Source organism: Paraburkholderia agricolaris, assembly GCF_009455635.1.
Taxonomy (GTDB): domain Bacteria; phylum Pseudomonadota; class Gammaproteobacteria; order Burkholderiales; family Burkholderiaceae; genus Paraburkholderia; species Paraburkholderia agricolaris.
Genome location: NZ_QPER01000001.1, coordinates 4,399,602 through 4,415,987, shown reverse-complemented (window position 1 = coordinate 4,415,987; position 16,386 = coordinate 4,399,602). Strand labels below are relative to the sequence as shown.

General features: G+C 65.0%; 18 protein-coding genes and 1 riboswitch. Of the genes, 11 read left to right on the top strand and 7 right to left on the bottom strand.

The features are described 5' to 3' along the window. The first annotated feature begins 71 nt into the window (after window positions 1-71). A complete protein-coding gene (locus GH665_RS19445) occupies window positions 72-998 on the top strand; it encodes a tyrosine-protein phosphatase (RefSeq protein ID WP_153137625.1) in 927 nt (308 codons plus the stop codon). A gap of 216 nt (window positions 999-1,214) precedes the next feature. Here GH665_RS19445 and GH665_RS19440 read toward each other — a convergent pair whose 3' ends face one another. Beyond that, window positions 1,215-2,486 carry an ATP-binding protein gene (locus GH665_RS19440; RefSeq protein ID WP_153137623.1) on the bottom strand — a complete coding sequence of 424 codons (1,272 nt, stop codon included), beginning with the start codon at window positions 2,484-2,486 and terminating at the stop codon, window positions 1,215-1,217. Then, the gene (locus tag GH665_RS19435) at window positions 2,483-3,223 is read right to left on the bottom strand and encodes a response regulator (protein ID WP_153137621.1); all 741 of its coding nucleotides are present in this window, start codon (window positions 3,221-3,223) and stop codon (window positions 2,483-2,485) included. Before GH665_RS19435 ends, GH665_RS19440 begins: the two co-directional genes overlap by 4 nt. Window positions 3,224-3,664: 441 nt before the next feature. On the opposite strand from GH665_RS19435, the gene GH665_RS19430 reads away from it, so the two are divergent. From GH665_RS19430 to GH665_RS19415, 4 genes are all read left to right on the top strand, one after another. After that, entirely contained in the window at window positions 3,665-3,856 is a 192-nt protein-coding gene (locus tag GH665_RS19430; RefSeq protein WP_153137619.1) for a hypothetical protein, read from the top strand. A gap of 15 nt (window positions 3,857-3,871) precedes the next feature. After that, entirely contained in the window at window positions 3,872-4,069 is a 198-nt protein-coding gene (locus GH665_RS19425; RefSeq protein ID WP_153137617.1) for a DUF6726 family protein, read from the top strand. Window positions 4,070-4,072: 3 nt separating this feature from the next. Further along, entirely contained in the window at window positions 4,073-4,798 is a 726-nt protein-coding gene (locus GH665_RS19420; RefSeq protein ID WP_153137615.1) for a hypothetical protein, read from the top strand. A 127-nt stretch (window positions 4,799-4,925) separates the two neighbouring features. Next, window positions 4,926-5,597, top strand: coding sequence for a flagellar basal body L-ring protein FlgH (locus GH665_RS19415; RefSeq protein WP_153137613.1), 672 nt, complete (start codon window positions 4,926-4,928; stop codon window positions 5,595-5,597). A gap of 58 nt (window positions 5,598-5,655) precedes the next feature. Here GH665_RS19415 and GH665_RS19410 read toward each other — a convergent pair whose 3' ends face one another. The 5 genes from GH665_RS19410 to GH665_RS19390 form a co-directional block, all read right to left on the bottom strand. Next, window positions 5,656-6,396, bottom strand: coding sequence for a response regulator (locus tag GH665_RS19410; protein ID WP_028199621.1), 741 nt, complete (start codon window positions 6,394-6,396; stop codon window positions 5,656-5,658). Between the two features lie 98 nt (window positions 6,397-6,494). Beyond that, window positions 6,495-7,136: a hypothetical protein gene (locus GH665_RS19405; RefSeq protein ID WP_153137611.1), complete on the bottom strand. Its 642-nt coding sequence runs from the start codon at window positions 7,134-7,136 to the stop codon at window positions 6,495-6,497. A gap of 103 nt (window positions 7,137-7,239) precedes the next feature. Continuing rightward, complete coding sequence (locus GH665_RS19400; protein ID WP_153137610.1) at window positions 7,240-7,701, bottom strand: hypothetical protein; 462 nt, start codon at window positions 7,699-7,701, stop codon at window positions 7,240-7,242. A 257-nt stretch (window positions 7,702-7,958) separates the two neighbouring features. Beyond that, window positions 7,959-8,732, bottom strand: a complete 774-nt coding sequence (locus GH665_RS19395) for an SDR family NAD(P)-dependent oxidoreductase (RefSeq protein ID WP_153138592.1) — start codon at window positions 8,730-8,732, stop codon at window positions 7,959-7,961. Between the two features lie 68 nt (window positions 8,733-8,800). Further along, entirely contained in the window at window positions 8,801-10,552 is a 1,752-nt protein-coding gene (locus GH665_RS19390) for an ABC transporter ATP-binding protein/permease (RefSeq protein ID WP_153137608.1), read from the bottom strand. 342 nt (window positions 10,553-10,894) lie between these two features. After that, window positions 10,895-11,018: riboswitch (TPP riboswitch) on the top strand. 230 nt (window positions 11,019-11,248) lie between these two features. On the opposite strand from GH665_RS19390, the gene GH665_RS19385 reads away from it, so the two are divergent. The 6 genes from GH665_RS19385 (at window position 11,249) to mlaE (ending at window position 16,296) form a co-directional block, all read left to right on the top strand. Then, window positions 11,249-12,379, top strand: a complete 1,131-nt coding sequence (locus GH665_RS19385; RefSeq protein ID WP_153137606.1) for an FAD-dependent oxidoreductase — start codon at window positions 11,249-11,251, stop codon at window positions 12,377-12,379. Window positions 12,380-12,463: 84 nt separating this feature from the next. After that, window positions 12,464-12,661 (top strand): sulfur carrier protein ThiS, encoded by a 198-nt coding sequence (gene thiS, locus GH665_RS19380; protein WP_153137605.1) that lies wholly within the window; start codon window positions 12,464-12,466, stop codon window positions 12,659-12,661. A gap of 39 nt (window positions 12,662-12,700) precedes the next feature. After that, window positions 12,701-13,516, top strand: coding sequence for a thiazole synthase (locus GH665_RS19375; protein WP_153137603.1), 816 nt, complete (start codon window positions 12,701-12,703; stop codon window positions 13,514-13,516). Continuing rightward, window positions 13,513-14,616: a thiamine phosphate synthase gene (gene thiE / locus GH665_RS19370; protein ID WP_153137601.1), complete on the top strand. Its 1,104-nt coding sequence runs from the start codon at window positions 13,513-13,515 to the stop codon at window positions 14,614-14,616. The genes GH665_RS19375 and thiE overlap by 4 nt, the downstream gene beginning before the upstream one ends. 94 nt (window positions 14,617-14,710) lie before the next feature. Beyond that, window positions 14,711-15,532, top strand: a complete 822-nt coding sequence (locus GH665_RS19365) for an ABC transporter ATP-binding protein (RefSeq protein WP_028199629.1) — start codon at window positions 14,711-14,713, stop codon at window positions 15,530-15,532. After that, a complete protein-coding gene (gene mlaE / locus GH665_RS19360; protein WP_030100676.1) occupies window positions 15,529-16,296 on the top strand; it encodes a lipid asymmetry maintenance ABC transporter permease subunit MlaE in 768 nt (255 codons plus the stop codon). The genes GH665_RS19365 and mlaE overlap by 4 nt, the downstream gene beginning before the upstream one ends. The last annotated feature ends 90 nt before the right edge of the window (window positions 16,297-16,386 follow it).

Genomic DNA, 16,386 nt, shown 5'->3' with positions numbered 1-16,386 from the left:
GGCGCCGTTAAACTGCGCCGGCAGCGCTCGAGCTGCGACTACCCTCCTCACGTCCGCGCTCGCCACTGCCAATGCCCGCAACCGCAAAAAACTGCTCGCCGTTCCGCCGCCCCGCGAGCACGCCTTTGCGGGCAGATTACTCGCGCCGCGCGTTCCTGAGATCTTCGGCAAGTGCGCTGCTGCTTTCCGGCATGGGGAGCACCCTGCTATCGGCTTGTGGGGGCGGAAATCTGGACACCGATCAACCGGCAACGCCGCGCCTCGCCTCGGTGAGTAACTTTCGCGACGTAGCGGGCGCAGCCGCCGGCTATCCCACTGTCGACGGCAAGCAGATGCGCCGTGGCGCTTTCTATCGTGCGAACGCGTTGACCCTCAGCACTGCCGACGCGGCCACGCTCAACAAACTCGGCATCGCTTCGGTCTACGATCTGCGCACGCCCGGCGAAATCGCGCGCACCGCGGATATCTTGCCGAGCGGCGCGAGATCGCAGGCGCTCGATGTGTTGGGGGTCAACGATTTCGTTACGCCGACGCTCGATACGGCAGCGGCCGCCGTCGCGTTCATGGAGGGTGAGGCGCGCGCCTATGTCACCGGCGCAGCCCAGCGCGTCGGCTACGGCGAGATTCTCACGCGGCTTGCCAATGGCGCCGGCGCGCAACTGTTCCATTCCAGCGCGGGTAAGGATCGTACCGGCTGGGTTGCGGCGCTCCTGCTCAGCATCGCCAACGTGCCGCTCGACGTCATCATGCAGGACTATCTGCTGAGCAACGTCTATCTGGCTCAATCGATCCAGGCGCAGACGGCCACGTTGCAGGCGCAGGATGGCGACGCGGTCGCAACGATCGAGTCGCCGCTCTTCAATGTCCAGGAAAATTATCTGCAAGCGGGGTTCGATCAGGTACAGGCGAGCTACGCCACTATGGCGAGCTATCTGACGCAAGGCCTTGGCCTCTCGCAAGCGACGATCGACATGTTGCACGCCCGCCTCGTCGTGTGATTTGCGCTGGCCGCGCCAGGTGTCGCGCGGAACACGCCGGCGGGACAGACGAAAAAAAGTCCGCCCCATGTAACCGGGCGGACAGAGAAGGGCGGCATCGAGGTTGCCGGGGGCGACTATAAGGCCACAACGCCTGCGCAAATCCGTTCAGTAAGGACGCGTAAGCGCTCGTACCTGCGAAGCCCGCTCAGCCCTTCCCGACCTTCCCAACCTTACTCATGACTGTGCCGGCGCAACCGGCAATTCGATCCGTACCTCCAGCCCGCCTTGCGCATGATTGCCTACCTGACAGCGCCCGCCGCGATCGTGCGCAAGCCGTGCGACGATCGCGAGACCCAGACCGCAATGGCCTTCGCCGCCGCGCGCGGCATCGAGCCGTACAAACGGTTTCATCGCCGCCGCGACACGGTCGTCGGGAATGCCCGGGCCGTGGTCGCGCACGCTGATGATCCAATGCCGGTCGTTGCGCGCCGTGGCGATGTCCACCGGCGGTGAGCCGTGCTCGAGCGCGTTGTCGACGAGATTCGTGACCAGCCGGTCGAGCAGGGTGCGCGGCAACGCGAACGACGAACCGGCGCGCAGATCGAGCGTGAACAGCGGTGTCTCGGTACTGTCGCTGGCGGAAAACTGTTCCCGCAGGAATTCGTCGACTTCGACCGGCGGCCCCGCATCAGCGGACTGGCCGGCAAACTCCAGAAACTGCTGGACGATGTTGGTCAGCGAATCGACGTCACGGATCAGGCCGGCCCGCTCGCTTTCCGCGACCAGTACGCTCGCGCGCAACTTCAGCCGCGTCAGCGGTGCTTTCAGATCGTGGGCGACGCCGGCCAGCATTACCGCCTGGTCGTCGCCGGCCTCATTCAGGCGCCGCATCATGTCGTTGAAGGAGCCGATCAGATCGCGCAACTCGCGCGGGCCTTGCACCGTCACGGGTTCTGGCCGGCCGCCCGAACCGAATGCTCGGGCCGCGTCGGCCACGCGCGACAACGGCCGCTGCATCTGCCAGACCGCGAACAGCGAGAGGATCAGCGCGGCCGCCAGCATCGAGATGGATTCGATCAGGAAGCGCGGGCGCGGGGGGACGTCCACCGGCACGACAACCCAGTTGGACTTGCCGGGGAGCAGTACCCATAACTGCGGCGGATGCAAGTCGTCGACGGCGATCTGCGTGCCGGGCGGCAGGTTCTCGCGCAAATGCCGGCTCAGTTCGACCAGCGGATGGGCGGAGGGCGTGTGCAGATGGACGCTCGACGGCATGTTCCAGGTGGGCACGAGATGCACGCGCATGGCGGGCGCAAGCGCGGCGCCCTTCATCGGCTCGCCGTTGATGGCTTGCAGCACCAGCAGAATGCCGCGCGCGAAGCCGTCGATTTCGTGACGCGGCGGCTGCATCACCACCAGCACGAACCAGCCGGCCTGAATCGCGAACAACACCGTTGTCGACAGCAACGCCATTCTGCCGAACAGTGTGTTCAGCGGGTTTCTCATGCGCTTGAGGCAGCCTCGTCGGCGAATGGGGTGCCGTCGGCGTCGGGTACGAACACGTAGCCTTTGCCGCGCACCGTCTGAACGTAGCAAGGGTTGGACGGATCGTCTTCGATCACGCGGCGCAGGCGCCAGATCGGCACGTCGAGGCTGCGGTCGCGGAACGCGAGGTTGTCGCGATGCACGAGATCGTGAATCAGCACGCGCGACAGCACCTTGTACGGATTGTTGACGAAAATCTTTAGCAGCGCGAACTCACTGTCGCGCAGCGGCAGCTTCGCGTCGTCGCGTGACAGCGAGCGGGTGGCGAAGTCGAGTTCGAACGGGCCAAAGCGATACGGCTTGCGGGCTTCCGGCGCACTCGTGGTGGACGGCCCGCGGCGGCGTAACACCGTGTGGATGCGCGCGAGCAGCTCACGAGGGTCGAACGGCTTGGTCAGGTAGTCGTCCGCGCCGAGCGATAGCCCGACGATGCGGTCGGCCACCGTGCCGCGCGCCGTTACGAAGATCACCGGGATGTCGTCGCCGGCGGCGCGCAGTGCGGTGAGCGCGCGTAAGCCGTCGGTGTTCGGCATCATGATGTCGAGCACGACGACCGACGGCCGTTCGCGTTCGAGCCGGCGTTGCAAATGGGTGCCGTCGTGCAGCACCGACGCGTCGAAGCCGTTCGTCTGCAGAAACTTGCAAAGCAGATCGCGTACGACCGGATCGTCGTCGACGATAAGGACCTGTGGATTCATGGCGAAATTCTAGACTGGCCCGCGCGACGCACGCCCGACTGTTTTCTTACCAATGCTTACCTAAACTCGCACCGTCTTTGCCGATTCGGGTGTCAGTCCCGCCACCAAAGGCTCACCGCCCATTTCAAGGCCACATATTTGGCAATGCGCGGGTAATGGGTGAGTAATGCTCCGACCGGGTGAAGCGCGGCGCTGCAGTCGTTTTACATCGCTTGAACGCCTCCACATGACCAATCCGCCCCCAATTGCTACCGCCGGCAATGGGTCGCAACGGGTCGTAAGAACCGCCGGAAAGCGCGCGTTCCTTCGTGCATCGCTACCGCCTGTGCGGCGAGATGATTCGTCGTGCAGTACGTTGCGTCGCATGTCAAAAACAGCCTAACGCCTTGGGCCCACGGCAAGCGGCGTGAAATCGAAACCTAGCGCCATGCGAGGCTCATCATGACCATTCACAGCCATCTCGGTTCAACCCGCTTTTCTTCGCTCGCCCCCATGTCGGCGGCGGAAAAGCCCGCAACTTCAAACAACGCGGCGGCGACGCCGCAGGCACCGGAGTCCGTTAGCGAGGCGCAGCCGTCGTCGCCCTCGCTGCCGTCTGGGCTCGTCGGACATCACGTCAACACGACCGCCTGACGCATCGAGGCCCGTGTGTCGACCTCAAGCATTCCTGACCGCTTCGTCCGTGTCGCTGCGTGGTTGACGCTCGGCGCGGCGCTGCTGCCACTCGGCGGCTGCGCCGTTGCCGCGCTGCCGTGCCGGCTGACGTCGGCCACGCTGAAAATCATTCCGGTCGTCGGCCATGCCGCGGCCACACCGTTCGACATGTGTTCATCCGCCATCGACTGAATCATGACACTCAAACGGATTGCCTTTGCGTTGACGCTGCTGGGCGGCATGTTTCCGTTGGCCGGCGAGGCGCAGGCCCAGGCGCAGCCGGTCGCGCGCGACGCGAACGCAGCCGGTGCTGCGTCGAAGAGCACTTTTCCCGAGGCACGCCGGCGTTCGCAGGACATGCCGTTCGCGTTTCGCGGCATTGCGCTCGGCACCACGCTGGACGAATTTCGCGCCGGCTCGACCGTGCGCGCCACGCCGGTTGGCAGCGTACCTGTCTGCGAGACGGACGTGCAGGCCGGCGCGCTCGGCATGCGGCTGAAATCACACGAGAGTCTGACGGTTGCGTGCCGCTGGGCGCATCGTTCCGACGACGGCTGGGCAGTGTCGCAAGCAGTCGTCGACGGCGCGCCGGCACTGGAGCACGTGCTGCGTTTTGCGCGTGTCGACGGCCAGAGCGCACTGCGTCTGTACGAGATTTCTTTTGTGATCGACGAGATCACCGCCGAGGACTTGCGCGACGCGCTCGCGGACCGTTATGGCGCGCCGCGTCTGGTGACGCAAAGCGTGTCGTCGCCAGGCGTGCTGCCGGTCTACGTGTGGGACAACGCGGTGAGTTCGATTACCTTGTGTTTTTTGCCGGGAACGCGCAACGGCACGCTCACCTATCTGTTGAAGGGCTCGGACGCATGGGTGAAATCCGTCGTGCGGCAGTGGCAGGCAAGCGGCGCCGAGGCGGGGTGATGTGCCGCCTCGTCTGCCGCGCTGTTTGCGGGATCACGCGTGGCGTCGATTGCGTCGTTGAGCGAAGCATTGGCAGCGCGACCGCACGGTTTGTTTTCATTCCGGCCGATCCGGCCAAGGAGCAACTATGACTGCGCTACGTCTGACCGTCGCGCTAGGCGCTGCGGCCTGTCTCGCGGCTTGCGGCAGCAGCCAGCAACCGTCAATCGTTGAAACGCCGATGTCGCCGCCGATCGCGTCGGCGCCGCTGAACGTCAATACGCAGGGGGCGATCTATCAGGCCGGCGCGCCGTTGCTGCTTTACGAAACGCCGCGCGCCCAGCATATCGGCGACGTGCTGACGATCCGTTTGTCGGAGTCGTACAGCGGCAACAATAGCTCGACCGCGGCCGCGAGCCGCTCGAGCAGCATCACCGCGACCGCTGCGGATCAGTCGACCAACGCCGCTGCGCGGCTTGCGAGGTTGTTCAACGTCGGCTCGGCCAGCACCGACTACAAAGGACAGGGCAGTCTCACCGACACCAGCGGCATGACCGGCACACTCGCTGTGACCGTGATCGGCACGATGTCGACCGGCAACCTGGTGGTGTCGGGCGAGAAGGTCATCGCGATGAGCGGCAATCGCGACCGCTTGCGCCTGTCGGGTATCGTCAATCCGAAGGATATCGAAGCGGGGAATTATGTCGCGTCGAGCAAGGTCGCCAATGCACGTATCGAGCAGGCCGGCGTGGGGATGGTGTCCGACGCCACCACGATGGGCTGGCTGCAAAGAATGTTTCTGAGCGTGCTGACTTTCTGACGTCGATCGCGGTGCGCGCGCGAGCAGCGCGACACGCCGGGGCACGCTCTCGCCGGTTTTACGAAAGCGGCGCCGCGTTGCGTTCCGCCGCGCCGATTTCGCCGTCCGGTACGAACACGTAGCCGCGGCCCCACACAGTTTGCACATAGCGCGGCTCGGACGGGTCCACCTCGATCAGCCGCCGCAAGCGCCAGATCGATACATCAAGGCTGCGATTGCGATGCGCCTCGCTATTGCCGTGTAGTTTCTCCAGCAACTGTGCGCGGGTGAGTACGGTCATCGCATGAGTGACGAATACCTTGAGCATCGCGAACTCGCTTGAGCGCAGTGGAATGCGTTCGCCATCGCGGCGCAGTTCGCGCGCCGGAAAATTCACCTCGAAGCGGCCGAAGCGATAGGGCGCGCGTTGCTCCGGCGCGCTCGGCGCAATCGCACCGCGGCGGCGCAGGACCGTGCGAATCCGCGCGACCAGTTCGCTCGGTTCGAATGGCTTGCCGAGATAGTCGTCGGCGCCGAGTTCGAGGCCGATCACGCGGTCGATCGGATCGGCGCGCGCGGTCAGCAGGATCACGGGAATATCGTCACCGGCGACGCGCAATGCGCGCAGCGCGCTGATGCCGTCGAGCTCCGGCATCATGATGTCGAGCACGATCAGCGCGGGGCGCTCGTTTTGCAACGCGCGCTGCAGCGCCATACCGTGTTCGAGCGTGGACACATTGAAGCCACGCCCTAGCAGATATTCGCTGACGAGCTCGCGGACGACGGGGTCGTCGTCGACGACCAGAATGGATTGGTTCATCCAGGTCATCTTAGTGATCCGCGCGAGCGGCGCAAAGCACGTAACGCTTTCGAATCCTTTCTCGCGTAAGAGAAAGCAAGCAGGCAGGTCTGCTTCTTCTAGTTTGCCAGCGATGTCTGCATCGTTTGCATCGGTTGCCGTTCCAGGTCGGTTTGATCGATCACCATCTTGTCGATCAAACCATTGAGTTTGGTCGATGCGGTGGAGAAGCGGTCGGTATTGAGGCCGCCGGTCTGGTAGCGCGCGGTGACGAGAATGCGCCCGTGCTGGATCAGCGTCAGATCGATGATCGACAGATACTGGATCGTTTCGTCGCTAAACGAGCGGCGACCGTAATCGATCGCCGCGTTGTAGACGAGACGCGCCTCGCATCCGGCGGGCGAGGTGCCCGGATTGTAGACGTCCGAACGAATGCCGCGCCGGTCGAGCGCGAGCTGCAGTGCCGGCACGAAATCGCCAACCGATACTGTTTGATTCACTTCGATGCAGACGTTGTGCACGTCCGCCCGCCGGCCGTTGACGAAGGTCGGCGACGAGTAGTTCGCCGCGATCGCGTAGCCGGCCTGAATCACGGAGCCGGTGGCGTCGGCCGCTGAGATCAGCGTCCACGCGCAGCCGTTCAGACCTAACGCGAGGGACGCCGAGGCAGCGAGCCGGGCACCGGGCCGCCGCAACATGACCCACGCGGCCAAAGGGGCCCCCGTGAAAGCGTGAGCGCGCAAGCGTGGCATGGAGGTCATGATGCGGTGCCTGGTAGCGGTGAAGATATGCGGCGTCACAAAGGAGCGCTGCGAATAGCGGTGCAGGGTAACGGTAACGGCCCGCGGCAAGCAGGGTCCACGCTCAGCGCGTGACGCGCAGGCGCAGTTCGTTTTGCCCTTGCACGCTGGCCGTGACGTTCACGCGCCGGTCATCGGTGGTCACGATGAAATGCTGACGCGTCGGCGTGTTGACGTCGTGCACGACGTTCGGAAAGCAGGCGGCGATATCGGCGCCGAATTCCTCGAGCGGATCGTTGACCACGCCGTCGGCTTGCCAGTGCGCGCGCCAGTGGCAATCGTAGGCGTGCGCGTTGGCGCGGCAGTCGTCCACGGCTGAGACCCCCGGCAGTTGCGCGGCGGGTTGCGCGTGCAACTGCTTGAAGTCGGGAGCACTGACGATATGTTTGAGCGCGGGGCAAACGTCCGCGGGTTCGGTGGGCTGGGCGGCAAGCGCCGCGTGCGTGGCGCTCGCGAGCAGCAGGGCTGCGCCAAGAACGAGCGCTGCGCGCTGGGTCAAAGGAGGGGAGCGGCGATCGAATGACATGTGCGGAGAGTCCAGTAGCAGTGAGTGGCGTGGCGGACCGGAGAGGGTACGGCCCGCACGACTATCGTCGCTGCTGCAAGGTTTTTTCAAAGCAGGGAACAGCTTGCCCGCTTCGCAAATGCTTTCGAACTCTTCTCGTGTGTTTCCGGATGTTGCGACGTGTGGGCCGGCGGCGCACAAGGTCTCGCGGCAACGGCTCGCAGCAAGGTCTCGCAAATAGGCGTGCGGCCTCACTGCGCTGACGAGCGGCGTTCCGCCTAGCCGAGCGTGAGGCCGCCGTCGATATGAATCACCTGGCCGGTGATGTGGCGCGCTTCGTCGGAGAGCAGGAACGCGATCAACGCGGCGATATCCGCCGGCTCGGCGACGTGGCCAAGCGGCGTTGCTTCAGCGGCGCGAGTCCACACCGATGCATTATCGGCACTTGGACCGCGATCTTTACGGGTGTAGCCGGGTGCCACGCAATTGACGGTCACCCCATGCGTCGCCAGTTCGGCGGCGGCGGTTTTGGCCAGCGATTCGAGTGCCGCTTTCGCGGCCGCCGTAGCGGCGAATGGCGCATCGACGCGATAGCGATGCGCGACGAACGAACTGAGTGCAACCACGCGGCCCCGCTCCGACGTCGCCAGTGCCGGCGTGGCTCGCTTGACGAGCGCGGCGAAGGCGGCCGGCATTGCGGCGAAGGCGGCGTTGAACGCATCCGTGTCGAGTGCGTTGAGCGTTTGCCGTTGCGCGTGGCCGGCATTCGCGACCAGTTGGTCCAGCGCGCCGAACTGCGCGAGTGTTTGATGAATCACGTGCTCAGCCGCGCCGCGTTCAGCCAGATCGGCGCATACCGTCGCGCAGCGCGCGCCGTTCGCGCTGCAATCGGCGGCGACCTGCGCGAGACGCTGACGCGCTTCGTCGTCGGCGCCGCGTGCGTGCAGCATCAGCGCGGTGCGCGGCGCGGCGATGCGACGTGCCAATGCCGCGCCGATGCCGGAACCCGCGCCGGTGATCAGGACGACCCGATCGAAGCCGGAGTCGCTCATGTCAGTCGCGCTGTTCGCGTCGTCGGCTCGGCTCATGTCGCTCTCGCTGTGCATGTTGCTGATGCTGTTTATGCGGCGATCGGTTCGCCCGAGCGCTCGACGTCGAGCGTGTCGCCATGGAACGCCGCCAGCGATTCGCGATGCGCGACACTGACGATCGCCGCCTTCGGCAGCCGTTCGGTGAACAGGTGATAGAGACGCGCTTCGTTTTCCGCATCGAGCGCGCTGGTCGCTTCGTCGAGGAACAGATAGTCCGGTTTGTGCAACAGCACGCGGGCACCGGCGAGGCGTTGTTGTTCGCCTGGCGAGAGGATGCGCGTCCAGTGCCCCGATTCCTGCAGGCGCTCGGCGTATTCCGAAAGATGGCAGGTGACGAGCGCTTCACGGCATTCTTCGTCGGTGTAGGTGTCCGCGGGGGACGGATAGGTGAGCGCGGCCTTCAGCGTACCGATCGGCATGTAGCTGACCTGCGGGATGAACATCATGCGCGCGTTGACGGGTGCGTCGATCGAACCGTCGCCGAACGGCCACAAGCCGGCGAGCGCGCGCATCAGCGTGCTCTTGCCCGAGCCGGACGGACCCCGCACCAGCCAGCGTGAGCCTGGTGTGATCGCGATATCGCGGATGCGCGACAACGGGTTGCCGTTCGGCAGCGCAAGCTGGAGGCCGTCTGTGGAAAGCCGGTCTTCGTCGACGAAATGCAGGTTGATGCCGCCATGCGCGGTGGCCGGCGACACGGACTCCTTCAGACGCGGCGCATGCACGATGCGCTTGAATTCACGCAACCGGTTCACGGTGGCGCGCCACTCGACGAGGGTGCCGTAACTATTGATGAACCACGAAAACGAATCGCTGACGGTGCCGAATGCGCTCGAAATCTGCATCAGCACGCCGAACGTGAAGGCCCCTGCGAAGTAGCGCGGCGCGGCGACGACGATCGGAAAGATGATCGCGATCTGGCCGTAGAAGCTCAGCACGAAGGTGAGCCGCTTGGTGTACTTCATCACCTGCCACCAGTTGTCGCGGATGCGGCCAAACAGCGTGTGCGCGTTCGTCTTCTCCGTTTCCATGCCGTTATAGAAGGCGATCTGTTCGGCGTTCTCACGAAGACGGATCAGGCCGAAACGGAAATCCGCCTCGACTTTCTGCGCCTGGTAATTAATCGGCACGAGCGGGTGGCCGACCTTCTGGATGATCAGCGAGCCCACTACTGCGTAGAGCGCCGCGGCCCACACCATGTAGCCGGGAATCTGTATTGGCATGCCGCCGAGCGAAATGGTCAGCGCGCCGGCCAGCGACCACAGGATCGTGATGAACGAGACCAGCGTGACGACCGTGGAGAGCAGGTCGAGCGTTAGCGAGAGCGTGGTGGTGGCGAACGATTGCAGGTCGTCGCTGATCCGCTGGTCGGGGTTGTCGGCGAGCCGGTCGCGTTCGATCCGGTAGAAGGCGCTGTCGCGCAGCCATTCGTTGAGATAACGCGTGGTCAGCCACTGGCGCCAGCGGAAGCCGAGCATCTGGCGCAGATAACGGCCGTACACGGCAAGGATGATGAAGCCGAACGCGAGCCCGGTGAACACCATCAGCAGGTGCGGAAAGTCGTGCACGTTCTTGGTCTGCAGCGCGTTGTAGAAGTCGGCGCTCCAGCGATTCAGGCGCACGTTGATCCACACGACGAGCAGATTCATCACGATGATCGCGACGAGCAGCCCCCACGCCGTTTTTCGTTCTTCGGAAACCCAGTAAGGTTTGATCAGGCTCCAGGCGGAGACTTTTTCGTCCGGCGGCAGCGCGGGGCTGGAAGCGGTATTCGGTGTCATGAGCATCCTGATGAAGTGCTGGCCCATCTGGCCGGCCCATCTCGGGCCGACCCCACGGCGGTTTGCGGTACGTGCCCCGGGCGTCATGCTCGACGAACCCACGTCCGGGTGAGCGCCTGATTCTGGCGCGAGGCCCTTAAGTGAAAATTAATTTCCACTCAGCGGCCCCGCCTCGACGCCGCGCATGCGGCCAGGCGACCCCGCAGTATCCGGTGCTGGCATTGTGCCAGAGCGCCGGCTCCGGCCATATTGACGGACCGAAAGATGGTGCCGGATCAAATGCAGCGCGACTGCATGGGCCATTGGTTTGCGGGCGTTGCGCCTTTTATGGTCTAATGACCTTCGACGAAACAGGGGTGCTTTGCCCACAGGCTGCGTGATTCTCATGCAGCGGCGGCGAGGCTGAGAGAGACCCTTTGCACCCGATCCGGGTAATACCGGCGCGGGAAGTTTCCGGAAGCAGCCAGTCTTCCATTCCCCGCCGGGCGGCGTCCGCTATTGGGACGCGCGTTTTGCCCGGCCGGCCTCACCCGCCGGTTTCGTCCTGGGTACGTGCGTTTTTGGGCCGTACAGAAAGGACTCGATGACCGCCTATTCTTCATACATGTGTTTTACTGCTCGCCGCGCTCCAGCCGCTTATGTTGATGCGCCGTGCTGTTTTAGCGTTGCCGGCCGTTGCGGCTCGGAGTGGGCGCGATGAACCGTCCTGCTCAACCTGATTTCGCGGTGCTCGGCGGCGGGCTGTGCGGGCGTCTGGTCGCATGGCGTCTTGCCGGTGAAGGGTATCGCGTGGCGCTCTACGAGCGCGGCGACGCCGCCGGCTCGCAAGCTGCGGCCTGGGTCGCCGCCGCCATGCTGGCGCCGCTGGCAGAAGCCGCTAGCGCTGAATTGCTGATCACGCGTCTCGGCGCAAGCTCGCTCGAGACCTGGCCGCAAGTGCTGGCCGAATTGCCCGAACCCGTGTTCTTCCAGCGTAATGGCACGCTCGTTGTCTGGCATCACGCCGACCGGACCGAAGCGCCTTTGTTCGAGCGCCGCGTGCGCTCGAACGCGCCTGCCGAATTGCTCGACGGCGGCTTTGTGACACTGGCCGGCGCTCAACTCGGTGCGGCCGAACCCGCGTTGGCGGGCCGCTTCAATCAGGGTTGGCTGCTACCGCATGAAGGCCAACTGGATAACCGTCAGGTGCTGGCCGCGCTTGCTGCGGGTCTGGCGCAGCGCGGTGTCGATACGCACTGGAATACGCCGGTCGACGATCACGCGCTGCCGCCTGCGCGCGTCACGATCGACTGCCGGGGCTTGGGGGCGAAACCCGTGCTGCCCACGCTGCGCGGCATCCGCGGCGAAGTCACCCGGGTCCATGCGCCTGGTATCGGGCTGACGCGGCCGGTGCGCCTGTTGCATCCGCGCTATCCGCTGTATATCGCGCCGAAGCAGGACGATCTCTACGTGATCGGCGCGACCGAGGTAGAAGGCGAGGACATGTCGCCGGTCAGCGTGCGCTCGGCGCTCGAGTTGCTGAGCGCGGCGTTCTCCGTGCATCCCGGCTTCGGCGAGGCACGCATCCTCGAATTGAATTCGCAGTGCCGCCCGACTTTGCCGGACCACCGTCCGGCCTTGCTGTGGGATGGCGCGCAGACGCTGCGCGTGAACGGCCTGTACCGGCACGGCTACATGATCGTGCCCGAAGTCGCCGACGAAGCCGTGCGCTTTGCCGCGGCGCTGCTCGACGGCCGCATCGGCGACGCCGATGCTTTCGCCGGCTGGCAAGGCGCCGCGCGCTGGAGCGAGCTGTTTCAACTGGACTCCGCGCGGGAACCGGCATGAGCGTTGCGCATCCGCGGATGAAATAACCGCGGGGCAAGCCAGCACGTGCCGCTACCGCTATTGACTGAACCGTATTCGAACACCATGGACATTCATATCAATCAGAAGCCGTTGTCGCTGCCCGAAGGCGCGACTGTTGCCGATGCGCTCGCCGCGTTCGGTGCGCGTCCGCCGTTCGCGGTCGCACTGAACGGCGATTTTGTCGCGCGCACGCAGCATGCGGCGCGCGCGCTGTGCCCGGGCGACAAGCTCGATGTCGTGCAACCCGTGGCTGGCGGCTAAGCCCCGCACCACGCCTTGCCGGAGACCAGGATTATGCAAATGACTGCCCCCCAAACCGCCGACGCGCTCACGCTGTACGGCCAAACCTTCGTGAGCCGCGTGCTGCTCGGCACTTCGCGCTATCCCTCGCTGCAATCGCTGTCCGATTCGATCGACGCGGCGCGGCCCGGGATGGTGACCGTTGCATTGCGCCGGCAGATGAACGAAGGCGGCGCCGAAGCCGGCTTCTTCGACCTGCTCAAGCGCCACGGCGTGCCGCTTTTGCCCAATACCGCCGGTTGTCTGACGGTCGGCGAGGCGGTGACCACCGCGCACATGGCGCGTGAAATCTTCGAAACAGACTGGATCAAGCTCGAACTGATCGGCGACGACTACACGTTGCAGCCCGATCCGATTGGCCTGATCGAAGCGGCCACGCAGTTGATCAAGGACGGCTTCAAGGTGCTGCCGTACTGCACCGAAGATCTCGTGATCGGCCGCCGTCTGCTCGACGCGGGCTGTGAGGCGCTGATGCCGTGGGGCGCGCCGATCGGCACCGGCAAGGGCGTGATCAATCCGTACGGCCTGCGCGTGTTGCGCGAACGCCTGCCGGATGTGCCGCTGATCGTCGACGCCGGCCTCGGCGTGCCGTCGCACGCGGCGCAGGTAATGGAGTGGGGCTTCGACGGCGTGCTGCTGAACACCGCCGTGTCGCAGGCAACGCACCCTGACGCGATGGCGCGCGCCTTTGCGCTGGGCGTCGAAGCGGGCCGCCAGGCTTTTCTGGCGGGGCCGATGGCCGAGCGCGAAAGCGCGCACGCGAGCACGCCGGTGGTCGGCATGCCGTTCTGGCATCAAGACGGGAGTGCTGCATGACGCAAACTTTGCCTTTGACCGGCCGCGACCTCTTCTGGCCGCCCGCCGATGAACTCACCGAAGCCGCCGAGCGGATCCGCGCCCGTCTGGGCGACTGGCCGCCGACGCACGCGCCGTGGCGCATTTGCCTGACCGCGCCGGACGAGCCGAACGGCGGCGACCTGATCGTTGTCGCCGACGCGCAACAGCACGGCGAGCAGGTGGCGCGCTGGCAGGTGCAGGGCGCCGGCGTGATCGTCGCAGCCGAGAATGCGGCGACGCTCCATCTGGGCGGCGAGAAATACGGGCTGGAAGGCCATCTGGCGGAAGACTGGATACCCGCGCTGGCGGCGTTTCTGGACTGCGGTTTCGATCCGCACGACGCACTGGTGCTGGCTCTGGCCTGGCGTGACGGCGACGAAACCCATGCGGACGACGCCTTTCCGGCCGATATCGCCCGCTTCCCGCGTCTGACCGGCCTACCGGCCGCGCCGGCGCAAGCTTTCGCGCGTTGTCCCGACCGGCTCGGCCTGTATCCGGTGCTGCCGACCGCGGAATGGGTCGAACGGGTGGCGGCTTTCGGCGTAAAGACAATCCAGTTGCGCCGCAAATCGGCCCAACCCGCCGACGAACTGAAGCGCGAACTCGCCCGCTCTGTCGCTGCGGGCCGCGAGCACGATGCCCAGGTTTTCATCAATGATCACTGGCAGGCGGCGCTGGAAGCGGGCGCTTACGGCGTCCACCTGGGCCAGGAAGACGTGCACACGGCCGATTTGTCAGCGCTTGCCAGCGCCGGCATCCGGCTTGGCCTGTCGACGCACGGTTTCTACGAGATTCTGAAAGCACTGCATTTCCAGCCCAGCTATATTGCTTTGGGCGCCGTGTTCCCGACCACGACCAAGGTCATGCCGACCGCACCGCAGGGGCTCAAGCGTCTGGCGCGGTATGTTCGCCTGCTCGACGGCGTCGTGCCGCTGGTGGCGATCGGCGGGATCGATCTGCAGGTGCTGCCCCAGGTGCTGGCGACGGGTGTAGGCTGCGCCGCGGTTGTGCGCGCCGTGACCGAGGCCGCCGATCCGGCTGCCGCGGTTTCTGCGTTGCAACATGCGTTTACGCAATAATCGTCAAAGTCAGTAAAGGGACAGGGCACCTCACGGCAGCTTTTGCATGATGGCCCTATAATTCGGCCTTCCGTGTAAAAGGACTGTCAGTTTCGTGTCTTCCTCCCCCGAGACCTTACTCGAGCTGCGTGACGTCGACTTCGGTTATGGCGACCGGCTCGTCCTGTCGAACCTGAATCTGCGCTTCAAGCGTGGCCAGGTCGTCGCGGTCATGGGCGGCTCGGGTTGCGGCAAAACCACGGTGCTGCGCCTGATCGGCGGTCTGGTGCGCGCGCAGCGCGGCCAGATCCTGTTTCAAGGCCAGGACATCGGCCAGCAGACGCGCGACGGTCTCTACGCGCTGCGCCGCAAGATGGGCATGCTGTTCCAGTTCGGCGCACTGTTCACCGACATGTCGGTGTTCGAGAACGTCGCGTTCGCACTGCGCGAGCACACCGACCTCCCTGAGGAGCTGATCCGCGATCTCGTATTGATGAAGCTCAATGCGGTTGGGTTGCGCGGTGCGCGCGATCTCGCGCCGTCGGAGATTTCGGGCGGTATGGCGCGGCGTGTGGCGCTGGCCCGGGCGATTGCGCTCGACCCCGAGCTGATGATGTACGACGAGCCGTTCGCCGGCCTCGATCCGATCTCGCTCGGCATCACCGCCAATCTGATTCGCGCGCTGAATCAGGCGCTTGGCGCAACCTCGATCCTCGTTACGCACGACGTCCCGGAGTCGTTCGCGATCGCCGATTACGTCTATTTCCTCGCCAACGGTGGGGTGCACGCCGAAGGCACGCCTGCGGAGCTGCGTGCGTCGACCGATGCCACGGTGCGCCAGTTCATCGACGGCGCGCCGGACGGCCCATTCAAATTCCACTACCCCAGCCAGACGCCGCTCGCGGCGGACTTCGGCATTGGCGGAGGTCAGTCATGATCAGTGCTTTGGGTCGCTCGGTGATCGACGGCTTGGGCACGGCCGGCTATGCCACGCGTTTCTTCTTCCGGCTGCTGTTCGAATTTTTCCCACTATTGCGCAGGCCGCGCCTTGTCACGAAGCAGATCCACTTCGTGGGTAATTATTCGCTGGTGATCATCGCTGTGTCAGGGCTGTTCGTCGGTTTCGTGCTCGGCCTGCAGGGGTATTACACGCTCAACCGCTACGGTTCCGAGCAGGCGTTGGGGCTGCTGGTCGCGCTTTCGCTGGTGCGCGAACTCGGACCGGTGGTCACCGCACTCCTGTTCGCGGGCCGTGCCGGCACGTCGCTCACGGCCGAGATCGGGTTGATGAAGGCAGGCGAGCAACTCACCGCGATGGAAATGATGGCGGTGGATCCGGTGAAGGTGGTGGTGGCGCCGCGCCTGTGGGCGGGCATTATTGCCATGCCGATTCTGGCGGCGATTTTCAGCGCGGTCGGTGTGTTCGGTGGTTATGTGGTGGGCGTGCTGCTGATCGGCGTCGATGCCGGCGCGTTCTGGTCGCAGATGCAAGGCGGTGTCGATGTCTGGCGCGATGTGGGCGCCGGGGTCATCAAGAGCGTGGTGTTCGGCCTCGCGGTGACCTTCGTGGCGCTGTTTCAGGGCTACGAAGCCAAGCCGACGCCGGAAGGCGTGTCGCGCGCCACGACCAAGACGGTCGTGTACGCGTCGCTTGCGGTGCTCGGCCTCGATTTTCTGTTGACCGCACTGATGTTCAGCTAAAACTGCGCTGCACGTTTTCGCTCGGCGAACGCGCCTCGGCTTGCGCGAGATCTGAGCGGTAGCAGCGTGGCGGATTCACTTTGGGATGAC

Bases quoted from the DNA above. Each gene is read 5' to 3' on its own strand.
- GH665_RS19375 (WP_153137603.1), top strand. From the start codon at position 12,701: ATGACTGCCCCCCAAACCGCCGACGCGCTCACGCTGTACGGCCAAACC.
- GH665_RS19385 (WP_153137606.1), top strand. From the start codon at position 11,249: ATGAACCGTCCTGCTCAACCTGATTTCGCGGTGCTCGGCGGCGGGCTG.
- GH665_RS19445 (WP_153137625.1), top strand. From the start codon at position 72: ATGCCCGCAACCGCAAAAAACTGCTCGCCGTTCCGCCGCCCCGCGAGC.
- mlaE (WP_030100676.1), top strand. From the start codon at position 15,529: ATGATCAGTGCTTTGGGTCGCTCGGTGATCGACGGCTTGGGCACGGCC.
- GH665_RS19415 (WP_153137613.1), top strand. From the start codon at position 4,926: ATGACTGCGCTACGTCTGACCGTCGCGCTAGGCGCTGCGGCCTGTCTC.
- GH665_RS19410 (WP_028199621.1), bottom strand. From the start codon at position 6,396: ATGAACCAATCCATTCTGGTCGTCGACGACGACCCCGTCGTCCGCGAG.
- GH665_RS19395 (WP_153138592.1), bottom strand. From the start codon at position 8,732: ATGAGCGACTCCGGCTTCGATCGGGTCGTCCTGATCACCGGCGCGGGT.
- thiS (WP_153137605.1), top strand. From the start codon at position 12,464: ATGGACATTCATATCAATCAGAAGCCGTTGTCGCTGCCCGAAGGCGCG.
- GH665_RS19435 (WP_153137621.1), bottom strand. From the start codon at position 3,223: ATGAATCCACAGGTCCTTATCGTCGACGACGATCCGGTCGTACGCGAT.
- GH665_RS19420 (WP_153137615.1), top strand. From the start codon at position 4,073: ATGACACTCAAACGGATTGCCTTTGCGTTGACGCTGCTGGGCGGCATG.
- GH665_RS19400 (WP_153137610.1), bottom strand. From the start codon at position 7,701: ATGTCATTCGATCGCCGCTCCCCTCCTTTGACCCAGCGCGCAGCGCTC.
- GH665_RS19440 (WP_153137623.1), bottom strand. From the start codon at position 2,486: ATGAGAAACCCGCTGAACACACTGTTCGGCAGAATGGCGTTGCTGTCG.
- GH665_RS19390 (WP_153137608.1), bottom strand. From the start codon at position 10,552: ATGACACCGAATACCGCTTCCAGCCCCGCGCTGCCGCCGGACGAAAAA.
- thiE (WP_153137601.1), top strand. From the start codon at position 13,513: ATGACGCAAACTTTGCCTTTGACCGGCCGCGACCTCTTCTGGCCGCCC.
- GH665_RS19405 (WP_153137611.1), bottom strand. From the start codon at position 7,136: ATGACCTCCATGCCACGCTTGCGCGCTCACGCTTTCACGGGGGCCCCT.
- GH665_RS19430 (WP_153137619.1), top strand. From the start codon at position 3,665: ATGACCATTCACAGCCATCTCGGTTCAACCCGCTTTTCTTCGCTCGCC.